This window comes from Planomicrobium okeanokoites, from assembly GCF_003428875.1.
In the GTDB taxonomy this organism is placed as follows: Bacteria; Bacillota; Bacilli; order Bacillales_A; family Planococcaceae; genus Planococcus; species Planococcus okeanokoites.
This window is the reverse complement of record NZ_QQRS01000004.1, coordinates 299,094-315,617: the sequence shown is the minus strand read 5'-3', so window position 1 is coordinate 315,617 and position 16,524 is coordinate 299,094. Positions and strand designations below refer to the sequence as shown.

Annotated in this window: 15 protein-coding genes; 6 read left to right on the top strand and 9 right to left on the bottom strand. The window is 46.5% G+C overall.

The genetic code is table 11. The annotated features are described in order from the left end of the window. Positions 1-104: 104 nt before the first annotated feature. The 6 genes from D2910_RS11510 to pxpB all read right to left on the bottom strand — a co-directional run bounded on the left by D2910_RS11510 (position 105) and on the right by pxpB (position 6,649). The gene (locus tag D2910_RS11510) at positions 105-1,565 is read right to left on the bottom strand and encodes a S8 family serine peptidase (protein ID WP_117313581.1); all 1,461 of its coding nucleotides are present in this window, start codon (positions 1,563-1,565) and stop codon (positions 105-107) included. Between the two features lie 152 nt (positions 1,566-1,717). Next, positions 1,718-2,353 carry a response regulator gene (locus tag D2910_RS11505; protein ID WP_101802449.1) on the bottom strand — a complete coding sequence of 212 codons (636 nt, stop codon included), beginning with the start codon at positions 2,351-2,353 and terminating at the stop codon, positions 1,718-1,720. Next, positions 2,328-4,184: a sensor histidine kinase gene (locus D2910_RS11500; RefSeq protein ID WP_240633610.1), complete on the bottom strand. Its 1,857-nt coding sequence runs from the start codon at positions 4,182-4,184 to the stop codon at positions 2,328-2,330. Before D2910_RS11500 ends, D2910_RS11505 begins: the two co-directional genes overlap by 26 nt. A gap of 50 nt (positions 4,185-4,234) precedes the next feature. Next, on the bottom strand, positions 4,235-5,005 hold the full coding sequence (locus D2910_RS11495) for a LamB/YcsF family protein (RefSeq protein WP_117313580.1): 771 nt from the start codon (positions 5,003-5,005) through the stop codon (positions 4,235-4,237). Then, entirely contained in the window at positions 5,002-5,967 is a 966-nt protein-coding gene (locus D2910_RS11490; RefSeq protein WP_117313579.1) for a 5-oxoprolinase subunit C family protein, read from the bottom strand. The genes D2910_RS11495 and D2910_RS11490 overlap by 4 nt, the downstream gene beginning before the upstream one ends. Further along, on the bottom strand, positions 5,951-6,649 hold the full coding sequence (gene pxpB, locus D2910_RS11485; RefSeq protein ID WP_117313578.1) for a 5-oxoprolinase subunit PxpB: 699 nt from the start codon (positions 6,647-6,649) through the stop codon (positions 5,951-5,953). Before pxpB ends, D2910_RS11490 begins: the two co-directional genes overlap by 17 nt. 517 nt (positions 6,650-7,166) lie before the next feature. Between pxpB and D2910_RS11475 the strand changes: the two genes are divergently transcribed. The 4 genes from D2910_RS11475 to brnQ (D2910_RS11460) all read left to right on the top strand — a co-directional run bounded on the left by D2910_RS11475 (position 7,167) and on the right by brnQ (D2910_RS11460) (position 11,977). Then, positions 7,167-7,805: a TetR/AcrR family transcriptional regulator gene (locus tag D2910_RS11475; protein ID WP_084243306.1), complete on the top strand. Its 639-nt coding sequence runs from the start codon at positions 7,167-7,169 to the stop codon at positions 7,803-7,805. Next, the gene (locus D2910_RS11470; RefSeq protein WP_101802454.1) at positions 7,802-8,701 is read left to right on the top strand and encodes an ABC transporter ATP-binding protein; all 900 of its coding nucleotides are present in this window, start codon (positions 7,802-7,804) and stop codon (positions 8,699-8,701) included. The genes D2910_RS11475 and D2910_RS11470 overlap by 4 nt, the downstream gene beginning before the upstream one ends. Further along, the gene (locus D2910_RS11465) at positions 8,701-10,305 is read left to right on the top strand and encodes an ABC transporter permease (RefSeq protein ID WP_117313576.1); all 1,605 of its coding nucleotides are present in this window, start codon (positions 8,701-8,703) and stop codon (positions 10,303-10,305) included. The genes D2910_RS11470 and D2910_RS11465 overlap by 1 nt, the downstream gene beginning before the upstream one ends. A 307-nt stretch (positions 10,306-10,612) precedes the next feature. Continuing rightward, positions 10,613-11,977, top strand: a complete 1,365-nt coding sequence (gene brnQ / locus D2910_RS11460) for a branched-chain amino acid transport system II carrier protein (protein WP_117313575.1) — start codon at positions 10,613-10,615, stop codon at positions 11,975-11,977. A gap of 68 nt (positions 11,978-12,045) precedes the next feature. Here the strand turns inward: brnQ (D2910_RS11460) and D2910_RS11455 are convergent, their stop codons facing one another. The 3 genes from D2910_RS11455 to D2910_RS11445 all read right to left on the bottom strand — a co-directional run bounded on the left by D2910_RS11455 (position 12,046) and on the right by D2910_RS11445 (position 13,873). Next, positions 12,046-12,699, bottom strand: coding sequence for a GntR family transcriptional regulator (locus tag D2910_RS11455; protein ID WP_117313574.1), 654 nt, complete (start codon positions 12,697-12,699; stop codon positions 12,046-12,048). A gap of 107 nt (positions 12,700-12,806) precedes the next feature. Beyond that, the gene (locus D2910_RS11450) at positions 12,807-13,499 is read right to left on the bottom strand and encodes an LrgB family protein (protein ID WP_117313573.1); all 693 of its coding nucleotides are present in this window, start codon (positions 13,497-13,499) and stop codon (positions 12,807-12,809) included. Beyond that, positions 13,499-13,873, bottom strand: a complete 375-nt coding sequence (locus D2910_RS11445) for a CidA/LrgA family protein (RefSeq protein WP_084243300.1) — start codon at positions 13,871-13,873, stop codon at positions 13,499-13,501. Before D2910_RS11445 ends, D2910_RS11450 begins: the two co-directional genes overlap by 1 nt. A 161-nt stretch (positions 13,874-14,034) precedes the next feature. Here D2910_RS11445 and D2910_RS11440 point away from each other — a divergent pair, with 161 nt between their 5' ends. Together D2910_RS11440 and brnQ (D2910_RS11435) are read left to right on the top strand one after the other, a co-directional pair. Beyond that, positions 14,035-14,733, top strand: coding sequence for an AIM24 family protein (locus D2910_RS11440; RefSeq protein ID WP_117313572.1), 699 nt, complete (start codon positions 14,035-14,037; stop codon positions 14,731-14,733). Between the two features lie 305 nt (positions 14,734-15,038). After that, positions 15,039-16,409 (top strand): branched-chain amino acid transport system II carrier protein, encoded by a 1,371-nt coding sequence (gene brnQ / locus D2910_RS11435; protein ID WP_117313571.1) that lies wholly within the window; start codon positions 15,039-15,041, stop codon positions 16,407-16,409. Positions 16,410-16,524: the final 115 nt, after the last annotated feature.

Genomic DNA, 16,524 nt, shown 5'->3' with positions numbered 1-16,524 from the left:
CTATTACGCAAAGGGTGTATTTTTTAAACCCCCTTGGCCTACCTGATTTACTACCAAAGGAGTAGCATAAAAAAAGCCCCTTTGGGTAAAGGGGCGGTAAAAAATCATTTTTTGGCATTTTTTTTCGAAGTTGTTGCTGTGGCGGTGTCAGCTTTTAATAACGTGATCGCTTCATAGGCATTTACATAGCCGGCACCAGCCTCCCAGTTTTCATACCCAGGCATAGGCGTGGCACTCTGTTGCAATAGCTCTTTTATTTCAGCGGGCGAAAGGGTCGGATCCACTTCAAGAATCAGAGCTATGATGCCTGCTACATGCGGAGCGGCCATCGATGTTCCACTGAAAGTCGTGTAATACGGAAGGTGGGCCGGTGAGATTCCGGATGCATCCTGCTCAAGACTCAAAGCTGATAAAGGCGTAACTACACGTGTTGATACAATGTCGACTCCTGGCGCGGTAACAGTCGGACGATCTGCCCAAGTGAATGTTTCGCCATCGATTACTACAGTGCCGCCTTTGGCTTCAACGCCACGTGATGAAAAATCTGCCAGGTTCATAGAAGAATCACCTGCTGCGACCGTAACGACCCACGGGGCTTTTTTATAGTTTCCGGAAATGGTCGACTCCCCGGGACCTGAATTCCCTGCTGAAAAAACGGTGGTGATACCGCGTTCGTATAATTTTTTGGTTGCGATGTTGATCGGATGGTTCGGATCAAAGTCTGTATTGGAATCACTCGTGTCGCCCCATGAGTTCGTGATGACACGGATATTGTATTCGTTTTGGTGGGTAAGGGCATAGTCGAAGCCGCCGATGGTATCCATAATGGCGATTGCTGCCCCGGATCCATAACCGATGAGATTTGCCCCAGGCGCAACGCCTTCGTATTTACCTCCTGACATAGCGCCTGTTCCGCCGACTGTCCCAGTTACATGCGTACCGTGGCCGGAAGTGGAGTCGGTGTTAGGCACGTTTTCCAGGTAGGCAACCGGAAGCAATCCGATTGTGCTGTTCAAGTTGATATTGGCCATGACATTCTGTACCAGGTTTTTGCCGAGCTCATGATCTTTATGTGTGCCGTCTACACCGCTGTCATTGATGACTACACCGATATTTTCACCAGTGATCGGCAAACCGCCGTTAGCGGCTTGGAAATCGGCGTCTTCACGTACTTGGTCGACTCCAGTCAAAGATGTGGATGTTTCATTATCATATTGAAGAGGGGCATTGTAATAAATAGATTGAATTCCTTCAGAAGCCGACAATTTTTCGATTTGCGCAGGAGTCAGCAGCGCGCCGGCAATTGGCAGGCTTTGAAAAAGGACTGCATTGGTAATGCCGAGGCTTTCCAGTAATTGAATACTTCCGGCATCCGGACTATCGACGTTTTTAAAGGTAATGAGCACCTCGATGGGAGTCAGCCGGTTTTGCAATAACTCCTGTAATTTGGAGTCAATTACTGTCTCTTCGCTGAAAGCTGAAGATTTTTGGTGGAGAGAAAAGGGATTGAATGCGAGTCCGAGTGCTAAACAGATGGCGCTGATAACGATGAGAAATCTCTTCATGATTAATCCTCCTATTTTTTCAGAATATTTCTACATATAATAATTTCATTTATTCCGTTATTACGCCATTCATCGCGTGACGTATTTTCACCTACTCAAAAAGCCGTACCCTCTACTACTTAGGTAGTAGAGGGTACGGCTCTCGGAGTATTTTATCTTAAAGGCACCAGATTGTTTTGAACGGCAAAAATGATTGCCTGTGAGCGGCTTTTCACATCAAACTTTTTGAAGATATTGCTGACATGGATTTTGACCGTCTTATCACTGATGTAGAGGCGGGAAGCGATATCTTTATTGGATAGGCCTTCAACAAGCGCCAATAAGACCTCCATTTCACGCGGTGTCAGGGAATTATCTTCTTCTGAATTGTCCTGCTTGTGCATGGACATCAACTTTTTGGTCATTGCCGGAGGTATGACCGATTCACCGCCTGCCACTGTCCGAATAGCTCCGATTACGTCTTTGGAAGGGGAGTCTTTCAGCAGATAGCCGTCAGCGCCTTCACGGATGGCGGCCATGAAATATTCATCGTTATTGTACATAGTCAAAATAATGATTTTGATGACCGGATAATTGCTTTTTACCCAACGTGTCAATTCTATGCCATTCATCTCTTGCATGTTGATATCCATCATGATGATATCGGGCTGAACTTTCGGCAGCATCTCCATCAATTGAATATTGCCTGTCGCTTCACCCATTACTTCCATATCTTCTTCCTGAGCAATCAGCGTTTTTAAACCATCCCTCAGAATTGCATGGTCATCCACCAACAGTACTTGAATCATTTATTATTCCCCCTTCAAAGCCCATTTTCGGTATCCTGACGATAATTTCCGTCCCTTTGGTTTCGCTGCTTTCGATTTGGAGAGTTGCTCCAATTTTTGCCGCATCTTCATTCATCTGTAAAATTCCGTAATGCGGTTCTTTCATGGCAGTGGTCATTGCCTCGTATAATGAAAAGCCGATTCCATCATCTTTGATTTTCAGGAAAATCTGTTCTTTTTGATAACTCAACAGGACATTCAAAGAACTAGCCTGCGCATGTTTTATGCAGTTTTGAATGCTTTCCTGCGCAATCGAGTAAATGACTTTTTCCGTCAATAAACTTAATTGGGTTTGGATGCCGCGTTTCTCAAATAAAATCTCAAGACCGTTATTGCCATTTTTCTTTATTTCATCAATTTTTTTCTGGATGGCACTATCCAAACTCAGATTTTCAGTAGGGTAAGGGCGAAGAGCGTAGATTGAATCGCGTATCTCTTTCAGCCCTTCCCGCAATGTATTGTTGCTGTCATTGATCATCCGTTGCGCTTCTTCCGGATTCGATGGGATTTTTCGTGCGGCACTATCAAATTTCATAACGGCACCGGCCAGAGTTTGTGCGATGCCATCATGGATATCATGGGCGATGCGGTTGCGCTCTTCCAATAAAATCCGTTGTTCTTTCTCGCGGAAAAGCAATTGCGTCTTAAGGAAAATAGCCAATTGGTTGGATATGGTCGAAATCGAATGGACATCTTCCACCACAAAACTGTTGGTGCGTATTTTCGTCAGGATCAGACAGCCGATAAGCTCGTTATCCAGTAGTAACGGGGCATAAACCGCAGCTTGCATATTTTTGTCAAAGCACCCGGACAGAGGCGCCTGATCCAGGTCCTGTTTGTTGAATACTTGTGTCGTGTGGATTTTCTCCAATTTGGAAAGATCTTCTTCCTTAAGCGCTTCTGCCAGGTCGGCGCGGCTGCCTTCTGAAAATGCCAGCTCCCAATTTTCCTGCTCATCTTTTGTAAACAAGAAGCTTTCTTCATAAAAGACAACTTCGCTCAAGAGCAGTTTAATCTCTTTGTCCCATTCTTTTGTCGGAATGGATTTATTCAATTCGGAAGAAAAATGGAATAAAGCCTTTAAACGCTGCTTATCTGCACGAAGGCGCAGAATGATTGAACTGATAATTGCAAGAAAGATTAAAGGGGAGAGGAAGAAGAAATAAGTGAAAATATCGACTTCCCCTCTGTTTTGGCTTCCGAGGTAATACAGGAGAAAACCATACACCAAGGAAATGCTGAAGCTGAAGAGTTCGCCTTTCCCTTTTTCTGCCCAAATCTCTTTTGTATATTTTTCCGGACGAAGAAAGAGGACGATATCAACGATGAAATTATTTATAAGATAAAAAAGAGCGATAAAAATAAACAAGGAAACGAAATTCTTCCACATTTCCGGTGCACTGAACAAAGGCATGAAAGTTTCCTGGAAAAAATGAGCACCCGCAAGGCTGAGAATAAGTTGAGCGGGATTGAAGAAAATGATTCGGAGCGGCCTCTTATTGATCCACGTGGTTAAAAGAACGCCTATGAAATAAAGGACAATTGTAATTTCGATGCCATAAATAAGATAAGTCAAAAAGATAATCGGAAATGTTAAAGAAGAATTCCCTTTTCTGAACGGCATCGGGTAATGTTCACAAATAAAAATAAAGGTCAGAAGAAATAACAATTCAAACGGTTTCTCAATAACAGGCATTTGCAGCAGCGAATAAATCGCGAGCGACCAGCCGATTAATGAAACGATCATCATGAATGATTGAGCGCTATGGTGCCTGGCTGCTATCTGTTTCAAAATTTTTCACCTGCCTTGACTAAGGTTATTGGTAATCCTGAACATGCTTTTCAGATAATATCAGAAACTTTAACGGTTTTAACTCCAGCTTCTGCCAACGATTTCGAGATTTGCTCCGCAAAGCTCAGGGCGTTCACTCCGTCTCCGTGAATGCAAACCGTATCGGCTTTCATTTCAGTATCTGTGCCTCCGACAGTCAGCACTTTGCCTTCCTTAACCATCCGCACGACCCGCGCAATCGCTTCACTGGAATCGGTGATCAAAGCGTTGGCATCGGAGCGGGGGGTAAGTGAACCATCTTTCTGATAGGTGCGGTCGGAGAAGACTTCGCTTGCTGTCCGCAGACCGATTTCATTGCCTGCTGTGACCAGTTCACTGCCGGCGAGCCCGTACAAGATCAAAGCGGGATTTACGTCATACACTGCTTCAGCAATGGCTCCGGCATATACAGCATCTCTCGCGGCCATATTGTATAGGGCGCCGTGAGCTTTGACGTGTTGCAGAATGCCGCCTTCCGCATTGACGAAGGCTGACAGTGCGCCGATTTGGTAAACGACGATATCATAGATTTCCTGTGCTGACAGCTGAAGATTACGTCGGCCGAAACCGGGCAGGTCCTGAAAACCTGGGTGCGCACCGATGGCCACGTCTTTTTCGAGCGCCAGCCGCACCGTTTTGCGCATCGTCGCCGGGTCGCCTGCGTGGAAACCGCACGCGATGTTAGCCGAACTTGCATAATCCAGGATTTCTTCATCCCGGCCAAGTTTATAAACGCCGAAACTCTCGCCCATATCACAATTCAAATCCACTTTAAAAGTCATCCTGTCTCCTCCTTTTTCAATGCTATAGCCCGTTTCAAACAATTGATCTTTTTCTCTTGAAGCTTCAAAAGACGTTGTGCTTCTTCAATGCTGACTTCATTGAACCGCAAGTGATCTCCGGGTTTCAGCTGGCTGATAAGGGGCAGGTCGACCGTGATGACTTCCGCGATTTTCGGATAGCCGCCAGTGGTCTGGCGGTCAGCCATCAAAATGATCGGGTTGCCGTCTGCCGGCACCTGGATGGAACCGAAGGCCACAGCTTCCGATATCATCTCCTGCGCTGCTGCAAGTGCCAGGCGAGATCCGTCGAGCCGGTAGCCCATCCGGTCCGATTGGGGGTTTACTGTAAAGGTTTCAGATAAAAAATGTTTCCGGCTGGCTTCAGAAAACGCTTCGAATTGGCGGCCTTTTATTACTCGGATTACCGGTTCGGAAGTATAGGGAGGTGGAGGCACGAACCACGACTTGCCGCGAGCAGCCGATTTCTGATCGGCATTTGTCTCACCGATAACTAGTCGATCGCCGGATTCCAAAGCGCGGCCCTGGTAACCGCCAAGCCCAGCACGCATATATGTGGAGCGGCTGCCCATCACTGCCGGCACATCGATTCCGCCGGCGATTGCCAGATAACAACGGCTGCCTGACCGAGGCTTACCAAACGTTAGTGTTTGTCCTTTCGCTGCGTTTAACGCCCGCCAGTTTCCTATTGTTTTGCCGTCCGATTGAGGAGTCAGGTCGCCGCCGCAAATCGAAATGACATGGTCTTCGTTGAAATGAATGCTTGGCCCCATCAATGTTATTTCCAGTGCCGCAGCGTGTTCTTCATTGCCGACAAGCAGGTTGGCAATACGCAGGGCATAGGCATCCATCGCGCCGGACGCTACAACACCGTATTTTTGGGAACCTGTTCTGCCTAGATCCTGGACAGTTGTCTGCATGCCGCTTTTATGTATGGTAAGCATTTTCCTTCTCCTCCAACGTTTGATATTCATCAGCTGTAATTTGACGGAAAACAACAGTGTCTCCCGTACTCAAGAGGCTTGGAATTTCATGATCTGGGAGAAACAGACGCGTTGGTGTGCGGCCGATCAATTGCCAGCCGCCAGGCGTTGAAATTGGATAGACGCCGGTCTGGTTTCCGGCGATGCCGACACTGCGCTCCGGAATTGTGACGCGCGGAGAGACCTTCCGCGGTGCTGCGATTTTTTCAGACATGCCGCCGAGATATGGAAATCCCGGAGCAAATCCGATCATGTGAACGGTATAGCTTGCTCCGGTATGGATCGCTATCACTTCTTCTGCGCTTAAGCCGTTGTGCCGGGCCACATATTCCAGGTCCGGCCCATGGTCGCCGCCGTAACAGACAGGAAGTTCAATGGTGCGTGGCGGTGGCAGCGTGATTTCAGAAGCATTTTTCAGCAGAGCAGCTAATTCCAATTTCGCTTCTTCATATGAGACTTGCAGTGGACTATAGACGATTGAAACGGTCGTGAACGCCGGAATAAATTCGCTCATCCACTGCGGCGGGTCCGTTTCAAGTAAAGCTGTAACAGCTCTGACTCGATGATGCGTTTCCTCATTTATTTCATTTCCGATTTCAAGAATGATCGTCTGGTCACCGAGCGGAGAAAAAGAATAATCCATGCGTATCCTCCTGTTTCTTGAGTAATCTGATTATTCTCTAAGTATAGGGCTTTAAGCGGGATGACGAAAGGGGAAGAGAAGATGATATCGGCTGAGAATCGTCCAGTTGGGAATAAAACCGATGAAGTTGGGAGTAAACAGAACAAAGTTGGGAGTAAACGGGACGAAGTTGGGAGTATTTCGAACAGAGTTGGGAGTAAACAGAAATTCGCCAAAGAGGAGCCGTGGCGGTTCCTTTTTTTGTGGCTGATTTGTCGAGTTGGGCGTATTTGAATGAAAGTTGGGCATATTCCGACTGAAGTTGGGCATATTCCAATTAAAGTCGGGCATATTCGACCCAAAGTTGGGCATAAACTCAAATCTTCAAGCCGGCCGGAGTTGATTCCAGGGCGTGAATACAGTTTTTCTGCTGCCTATAAATATTTCGTTATTTCTGTAAATTATCATTGACCACCCTGGTCGATAGGATTATACTGGAGTCGACCAGAGTGGTCTAAGGGGAGGCGGAAAAACGCAGATGGAAAAATTTAAAGGCCTCGATGAAGAGAAGCAGCAGAAGATATTGGATGCGGCGTTGCTGGAATTTGCGGAGCACGGCTATAAAAAGGCTTCGACAAACCGGATTGTAAAAGAAGCGGGCATCGGCAAGGGAATGCTGTTTTATTATTTTAAGAGCAAAAAGGATTTATATGAGTTTTTGGCGGAATACAGCCTGGATTTCGTGGTGGAAAAATACTTTTCCAAAATCGATATGGCTGAATCGGATTTCATCGAACGCTTAAAACATACTTCGCAATTGAAATTTGAAGCACAAACGGAAAATAAAAACGTCTTTAACTTTTTGGGCACGTTTATGCTGACGGCAGATTTTAAGCTGGCACCGCATATACAGAAAAAATACGAAACCATGCAGCAGAAAGGCAATGCCATGTTATATGAAGATGTGGATTTGTCGCTTTTCCGTGATGACGTGGATGTGCAAAAAGCATTTAAGCTGATCCGCTGGTCGATTGAAGGATATCAGAATGAGCTTTTGCATAAGTTACAGGGACAAAGCATGGCATCAATTGATTTTGATCCGTACTGGGAGGAATTTTACGAATACCTGGAGATTTTGAAAAAAAGTTTCTATAAGGAAGGGAAGCGGGATCAATGACTATTCTTAAAACAGCCGGCTTAACAAAAAAATTCGGAGATTTTGCAGCGCTTGATGGAGTCGATATTGAAGTGGGCAAGGGTGAAGTCTATGGGTTTATTGGTCCGAACGGCTCAGGAAAATCGACGACCATCCGTGTACTGCTCGGAATCCTGAAAGCTACGGAAGGGCATGCGACGATTTTTGGCAAAGATGTCTGGAAAGATGCGGTCGAGATTCATAAGCGGGTCGCTTATGTACCGGGAGATGTTAATCTATGGCCCAATTTGACCGGGGGTGAAGTTATCGACTTATTCATCAAACTGCGGGGCGGCAACAATACCTCAAGGCGTGAAGAGCTGATCCGCAGATTCGATTTGGATCCCAGCAAAAAATGCCGTACCTATTCTAAAGGGAATCGGCAGAAAGTGGCTCTTGTTGCGGCGCTTTCTTCAGATGCTGACCTCTACATTCTCGATGAGCCGACTTCAGGACTCGATCCGTTGATGGAACGTGTATTCCAGGAATGTGTCCGCGAAGCAAAAGCAGAGGGCAAAAGCATCCTGCTGTCGAGCCATATCTTATCGGAAGTTGAACAGCTTTGCGATAAAGTGGCGATCATCCGGCAAGGCAAAATTATAGAAACGGGTACATTAAAAGAACTTCGCCATTTGACGGGAACGATGCTGCTGGTGGAAACAAAAGAGCCGATGCCGGGTCTGGCAGAAGTCAAAGGTGTGCGAGGTATTGTACAGAAAGACGGCGCTTTGTCATTTCAGGTAGATCAGGAAGAACTCGATCATGTAGTCCGCTACGTAAGCGGGTTCGGCATCATCCGCATGGAGAGTGCGCCGCCGACATTGGAGGAACTGTTCATGCGCCATTATGAAGGGACAGGAACGGGAGGCGTATCCTGATGAATAACCAGTTATTCAGTGGAACTGGCAGTTTAAGCCGTTTTATCCTGCGGCGTGACCGAATTCGGATTCCGATATGGATTCTCAGTTTTGTTTTTGCAACCGTCGCCACGGCGGTGGCATTCATAGGGTTATATGAAAATGCGCAGGAACGGCAAGCCATAGCGGCAACGATGGAGAATCCGGCGATGATGGCGATGGTGGGTCCTGGGTATGGACTTGCCAATTACACCAGCGGCGCGATGATGGCTCACCAGATGCTGTTGATGACCGCCGTAGTCGTCGGGTTGATGAGTGTGCTGTTGGTGATTCGCCACACTAGAACAGATGAAGAAGATGGGCGCATTGAAATGGTCCGTTCTTTGCCGGTCGGACGGCTTTCAAATGTAGCTGCCACATTATTGGTATTGTTTTTGGTGAATACCGTGCTGGCGGTTCTTACCGGCATCAGTCTGTATGCGTTGAACATTGAAAGCATGGAATTGGAAGGCTCGCTTCTTTATGGAGCAGCACTCGGGGCAACCGGGATGATTTTTGCGTCACTTACGGCTGTTTGCGCCCAGCTATCGCATAATGCCAGAAGCGCGATGGGCTTATCCATTGGCATTCTGTTATTGGCCTATATTGTGCGTGCGATTGGCGATGTGGGGAGTGAAGCCGTCGCTTGGCTGTCGCCTCTTGGATGGATTGTCCGTTCGGAAGTTTATGTCAATAATATCTGGTGGCCGGTTTTGCTGACGGTGGGCGCCGCGATCATCTTCGGCGCGCTGGCGATGTACCTGAATTCAATCAGGGATCTTGGAGCAGGCTTTCTGCCCGCAAGAGCTGGTAAAGTCCATGCGTCTCCGCTGTTATTGAGTCCCATCGGACTTGCATTCCGGCTGCAGCGCACAGGATTTATTGCCTGGGCGATCTCGATGTATGTGCTGGGTGCTTCTTACGGGTCTGTGATGGGGGATATGGAATCCTTTTTTGCGGATGTCGACCTCATGCAGGATTTGCTTGTGCCGATGGAAGGATTTTCGCTCGTTGAGCAGTTTGTTCCGACTTTGATGGCTGTCATGACCATCATAGCCACAATACCGGTGCTTATGGCCATATTGAAGATGCGGGGTGAAGAGAAGAACGACCGAATCGAACATATTTTAGGCAGAGCGGTTTCAAGAAATCGCCTGCTTGGCAGTTATTTGCTGATTTCGCTGATAGCGAGTTTTGTAATGATTTCACTGGCCGGTCTGGGGCTTGGCACAGTGGCGGATGCAGTGATGGAAGAAGGATTTGATGTAGCCATGGCTTATCAGGCAGCGCTCGCCTATTTACCGGCGGTGTGGGTGATGGTCGGTTTGACGGTGCTGCTGATCGGCTGGCTGCCGAAGCTGACCGGCTTTATCTGGCTGTATCTCAGCTTTTCTTTCTTTGTCATATATCTCGGCAGCTTGTTCCAATTGCCTGAATGGGTGGAGAAAATTACGCCTTTCGGTTATGTTTCAGCTATTCCGCTGGAAGAGTTCGACTGGCTGCAGGCGACGATGCTGACAGCAGTCGCAATACTATTGATTGTGGTTGGATTTGTCGGATACAATAGGAGAGATATTGGCAGTTGAACGGGAGAAGTCTCCTCGTATATTTAATTTCACATCAAAAAAGCAGAAAAGGTCTCGAGCCTTTTCTGCTTTTTATTTATTGTTATTTCAAGAAAATTACACTTAGGAACGAACTTAGTACCTATTTTATTCGAATAGCCAGATTTTTAAAATATTTGTGATTAAAAGTGTTGATTTTTAGAAAAAAGGATGTAATATAGCATTATGCAATATATCGCATAATGTATTTCAGACCTTAAAGTTATATTGAAAATATATAATGACTAAGCAAAGCAAATACAGGAAAAGAGCATGAGGAGGAGAAAGTATGGATAGTAAATTATCATTTAAGTCGTATGCAGTTGTCGGAATGATGTTGTTCGCATTATTTTTTGGGGCAGGGAACCTGATTTTTCCCGCGCAATTGGGGCAATATGCAGGAACGGAAGTCGGTATTGCAATACTCGGATTCTTAATAACAGGTGTGGGCTTGCCGCTTCTCGGAATTCTGGCGATCGGTTATTCGAAAAGCAATGACCTTCAGGACCTTTCGAGCCGTGTTCATCCGATATACGGCATCCTTTTCACTTCTCTATTGTATTTGACGATCGGGCCATTCTTCGCATTGCCGAGAACTGGCGCTGTCGCTTATGAAGTCGGCATTGCCCCATTTGTCAGTGACGGTTCGATGGGGACGATGCTGCTAATATTCTCAATTGTCTTTTTTGCTATTGCTTTGTTCATCTCATTGAATCCTTCTAAAATCGTCGACAGTGTCGGAAAATTCCTGTCACCTGCAATCCTGGTGACTTTGGCGGTGCTGCTGATTGCGGCGTTCATCACGCCGATGGGTGAAGCGGGGACACCACAAGGAGGCTATCTTGATAATGCCTTCATGACCGGTTTCCTGGAAGGCTATAACACAATGGACGCGCTGGCATCGCTGGTATTCGGCATCATCGTCATTGCGGCTATCCGTAAAATGGGCGTCAACTCACCAAAAGGCGTTCTTACCGCTACATTGAAAAGCGGGCTTGTCGCGGCGGCATTGCTTGCTGTTGTCTATACGGGCATCGCGCTGCTTGGTGCGACGAGTACAGGTACATTGGGTCTATTGGAAACAGGCGGTCCGGTTCTGAGCGGAGCTTCTGCCCATTACTTCGGCACATTCGGCACTTTGCTGATAGCTGTCATCATTTCGCTTGCTTGTCTGACAACGGCTGTGGGACTGATTGTGGCGAATGCGGAGTTTTTCCACAAACTCGCACCGAAAATCAGTTATAAAGTGTTTGTCGTCATTTTCTCTGTATTTGCATTGGTCGTAACGAATGCTGGCCTTTCCAATATCATCACGTATTCAATCCCTGTCTTGATGTTCCTGTATCCTTTGGCAATTGTGCTGATTCTCCTGGCTTTCACATCGCCGTTATTTAATCATGCACGTGCTGTCTATGTCGCGACAATAACTGTGACGTTCTTTATCGCAGTGATTGACGGATTAAAAACACTGACCGGCACACTGGGAGTAGAAAATCCTGTGTGGCTGCAATCAGTCATCGATTTCTATGGCACTGTACTTCCGCTGTATAATGAAGGACTCGGCTGGTTATTGCCGGCCGTCATCACAATCGTTGTCACCGGTTTGGTTGCTTCGAGCAGAAAAGGTGAAAGTGTCGAGCCGGTAAGGAATTAAATAGGAATCACAAAAAGCTGTTCCGAAAGCAAATGCTTTCGGAACAGCTTTTTTCAATGGAAGAGTTGCTATTTGGCATTCATTTCTTCGATGGAGCGGATCCAATTATTTTTTGTCAGAGAAGAAAGGCGTTCGGCATCCTTGTCTTTGAAAGCCTGGATAATCTGGTCGTGTTCGTTGCGGGAAGCTTCCGACAACTCCAATGAATGATGGAAAAACTGCCTTCTCACATGGGATTGCAGCCGGCTGAGCATAATGGTGATGTATGGATTCTGAGCGGCTTCAATAATGATCCGGTGAAATTCTTCATCTATTTTGAGTGCAGTGAAACTGTCTTTTGCTTCAATAGCTTTGGCAAAACGCTGATTGGTTTCTTCCAGACGCCTGATTTGGTCCTCGGTAATGTTCGGAACAGCAAGCTCGCCGGCCAGCGCTTGCAACACGGCAAGAGGCGGCAGCAGATGATTGATATCTTCTTTTAACACTTCAGTAACGGTTGTGGCTTTTCCAGGATACATTCTCACAAAACCCACCATCTCAAGCAACTGCAGCGCTTCTCGGATGGGGGTTCTGCTCAAATTGAGCGCCTGGGCCAGTTCGATATCAGTCAGCTTCTCTCCTGGCTGCAGCGTACCGTCTATAATCCATTGTTCCAGCTGGGAATAGGCACTTTCTTTAGCACTTGTACGAACAGGTTTTGAATGGTTAGTCGGGACCGGCATATTCAATCTACCCTCTCTCAAACTCTTATTACTATCCATTATACGCCAATAAAACAGAAAAGGCAGTAATCAATATGCAGTATATCGCAGGCTTATGCAGCAAGTTTTTAGAGGAAGAAAAACCAGACAAAAACAGGCGCCAAAAATGAACCGATAACTGCACTCAATGACATGGCGACTGAGCTGACTGATGCTTCCTGCGCGCCATATTCCAAAGCTTTGGCGGTTCCAATGCCATGAGCCGAAGCCCCCAAGCCCATGCCGATGCCGATCGGCGTTTCAATACGAAGCAGTTTCAGGAAGGCGGGCCCGACAATAATTCCGGAGAATCCCGCAATCATGACAAACACTGCCGCTAGGGAAGGGATACCGCCTAATTGCTCGGTCACCTCCATAGCCACAGGTGTGGTGATGGATTTTGGCAGTAAGGAAAGGATCAACGTCCTTGAAAATCCGAATAATTTTGCCAAAGTGATACCGGAGGCCATGCCGATGACTACTCCGACCAGGATACCTGAAAGGACAGGCACAAGATTATCGAATAATAGTTTTCGCTGTTTATACAACGGAATTGCCAAGGCGACAACGGCAGGGCCCATGAAACTGTCGACCCACTGGCCACCGGTCATATACGTTTCATACGATGTCCCAGTCATCAGTAAGAACAGCACAATAATGAATGTGGCTGTCAAAGCAGGCATTAAAAAGGAAAAGTGGAATCTTAAATATAGAAGGTTCATTAAAAAGTAAGCAGCGAATGTAAAACCGATGAAAAAAAATGCAACTAGTAAATCGCTCATCATTTCTGCTCCTTTCGTGCTTCAATCCGCCGGCCAAGATATTGGCTGGTGGAACCGGATGCAGCCATCGTCAATAAGGTGCTGAAAATAATGACGACAATCAGGAAAAAACCTTTGCCGGTGAATACATCGAGGTATTCGATAACGCCTACTGTGGCGGGTATAAAGAAAAGCGGTAAAAAAGACAGCAGCAAAGTAGCTGTGGAATCCACAAAACGCAATGGGACAAGCTTAAGAAGTAAAGCGGCGAACATCAGCATGAAGCCGATGATGCTGGCAGGCAAGGGGATGCTGAACAGCTCGCGCAGCAATTGGCCGAGAAAGAAAAAGCCATATATAAAAATGAATTGAAACAGAAGCATCAAAAATTTCATTGCGCGTGCGCCCCTTTATTTCCCAGACTTAAAAGTTTCTATTTTACAGTATATCAATGAAAAGCGAAAAAATATTGTGGAATGGATGGAACGCTTTTATTCGCGATGAAACTTCTGCAATCCGTTGACCGTATAGTAAAGAAACGAATGGAGGAATCGGAATGAGCAATTATACAATCAAGGAATTTATCGAAAAGACACGGCAGGACGAACGGGAAAATGATTATTTTGAACTGGAGACGGAAAGGATTCTGGAAGTGAATCTGGACGGGATGGTTTGGGCGAAAACAGGGTCGATGATTTCCTATACTGGGCAGATCAAGTTTGCGCGGGAAGGCGTCATGGAACATGGCCTTGGCACGATGTTCAAAAAAGCATTGACGGGTGAAGGCACTTCACTGATGAAAGCCAATGGACAAGGGCGCTTGTATCTCGCTGACCAAGGCAAGAAAATCACGATTTTCGAATTGAACGATGAAACCATTACGGTAAACGGCAATGATTTGCTTGCTTTTGAGCCGGGAATTGAATGGGAAATAAAATTAATGCGCAAAGTGGCTGGCATGATGGCAGGCGGTTTGTTCAATGTTACATTGAAAGGCAGGGGGCGTGTCGCCATCACTTCACATTACGAGCCGCTGACATTATTGGTGAAACCGGGACAGCCTGTCATTACCGACCCGAATGCAACAGTGGCATGGTCAGGCAATTTGACACCGGAATTCCGCACCGACGTCAGCTTCCGCACCTTTATCGGACGGGGCAGCGGTGAATCGATCCAGATGGAATTCCAGGGAGACGGTTTCGTCATCGTTCAGCCTTTTGAAGAGGTTTATACAGTTTCGAATGGATCTTCCTGATTTGGTTTCCGGTTCGCTGAACGGGGAATAAGATTATAAAGTTAAAAGCCTCACATCTATTGCCACATTAAAATAGTAAACATGAGCTGGAGAAAAGCTAATTTTTCTCCAGCTTTTAACATGAAATGAATATTCTGTATATTAAAAGAAGTAAATGGATTTCAAAAGACAGATTTTTTGAAAATTAATGGTTTCAGCAGTTGCATTTTGCTTTGAGTATTGTAAGATGGCTAATGTAATGCATCGAATCAAGGAATTTTGGGAACGGTTCAATCCAAGTGCTTACATCCTCAGGAGGAACCTGGATGGATACAAATCTGAATTTTAAATCTTACCTTATAATCGGCATGATGCTGTTTGCTTTGTTTTTTGGTGCGGGGAACCTGATTTTTCCTGCGCAATTGGGACAATATGCGGGAACTGAAGTGGCAATTGCCATCACTGGCTTTCTGATTACGGGCGTAGGCTTGCCGTTGCTCGGAATTCTGGCTCTCGGCTATTCAAAAAGCAATGATTTACGTGATCTTTCAAGCCGGGTCCATCCGGTTTACGGACTTGTTTTCACATCTTTGCTCTATTTGACGATCGGGCCATTCTTCGCACTGCCACGGACTGCCGCGGTCGCATATGAAATCGGTATCGCCCCTTTTACACCGGGCAGTTCGGGAACGGTCATCTTACTTGTATTCTCCATCATCTTTTTCGCGATTGCACTGGCGTTGTCCTTGAACCCATTGGAAATCGTCAATAAGATCGGGAAGTTTCTGTCTCCGGCTATTCTGGTGACGCTGGCCGTGCTGCTGGTGGCTGCTTTATTCATGCCGATGGGCACAATTGGCGCACCTCAGGACAATTATACGGACAGCCCATTTCTGACAGGATTCCTGGAAGGCTATAACACCATGGATGCCTTGGCCTCACTTGTTTTTGGAATTATCGTCATCGCCTCAGTGCGTAAGCTGGGGGTCACTTCCGCTAAAGGCGTTCTGGCGGCAACTTTAAAGAGTGCCGTAATCGCAGCTGTATTATTGGCTGTCGTTTACACCGGAATCGCCTATCTTGGTGCAACAAGTACAGGCACATTAGGGCTCCTCGAAACAGGCGGTCCGGTCTTAAGTGGAGCCTCAGCCCATTACTTCGGCACATTCGGCCAATTATTGCTTGCCGTCATCATCACGCTTGCCTGCCTGACAACAGCAGTGGGCTTAATCGTAGCAAATGCAGGATTTTTCAATAAGCTTGCACCGGTGATCGATTACAAAATCTATGTTGTCATTTTTTCCGTCTTTTCATTGATTGTCACGAATGCGGGCCTTGCAAACATCATCGCCTTTTCGATTCCGGTGCTGCTGTTTTTATATCCACTGGCCATCGTGCTGATAATGCTGGCGTTCCTGTCACCACTCTTTAAGCACCGCCGCCTCGTTTATGCGTCGGCGATTATCGTGACGTTTTTCATCGCTGCGGTCGATGGAATGAAAACGCTGACAGCTTCGATTGGCGTTGAAAACCCTTCATGGCTGCAGGCAATCGTCGACTTTTACAACACAATACTTCCGCTTTATAATGAAGGCCTTGGCTGGCTGCTGCCGGCATTGGCAACCATTCTTATTACGGGGATTATCGCCCGCTTCACCAGAGGGGAAGACGTAACATCAACCGGAAATCAAAACTGATTATGACACTTAAAACTGTTTCAAAGCCAAAAGGCTGCGGAACAGTTTTTATTCTGGGCAAAAATCGGGAGAAGGCGTTGAGCATCCAGTTTGACTGTCTGAGAATAGGGAATAG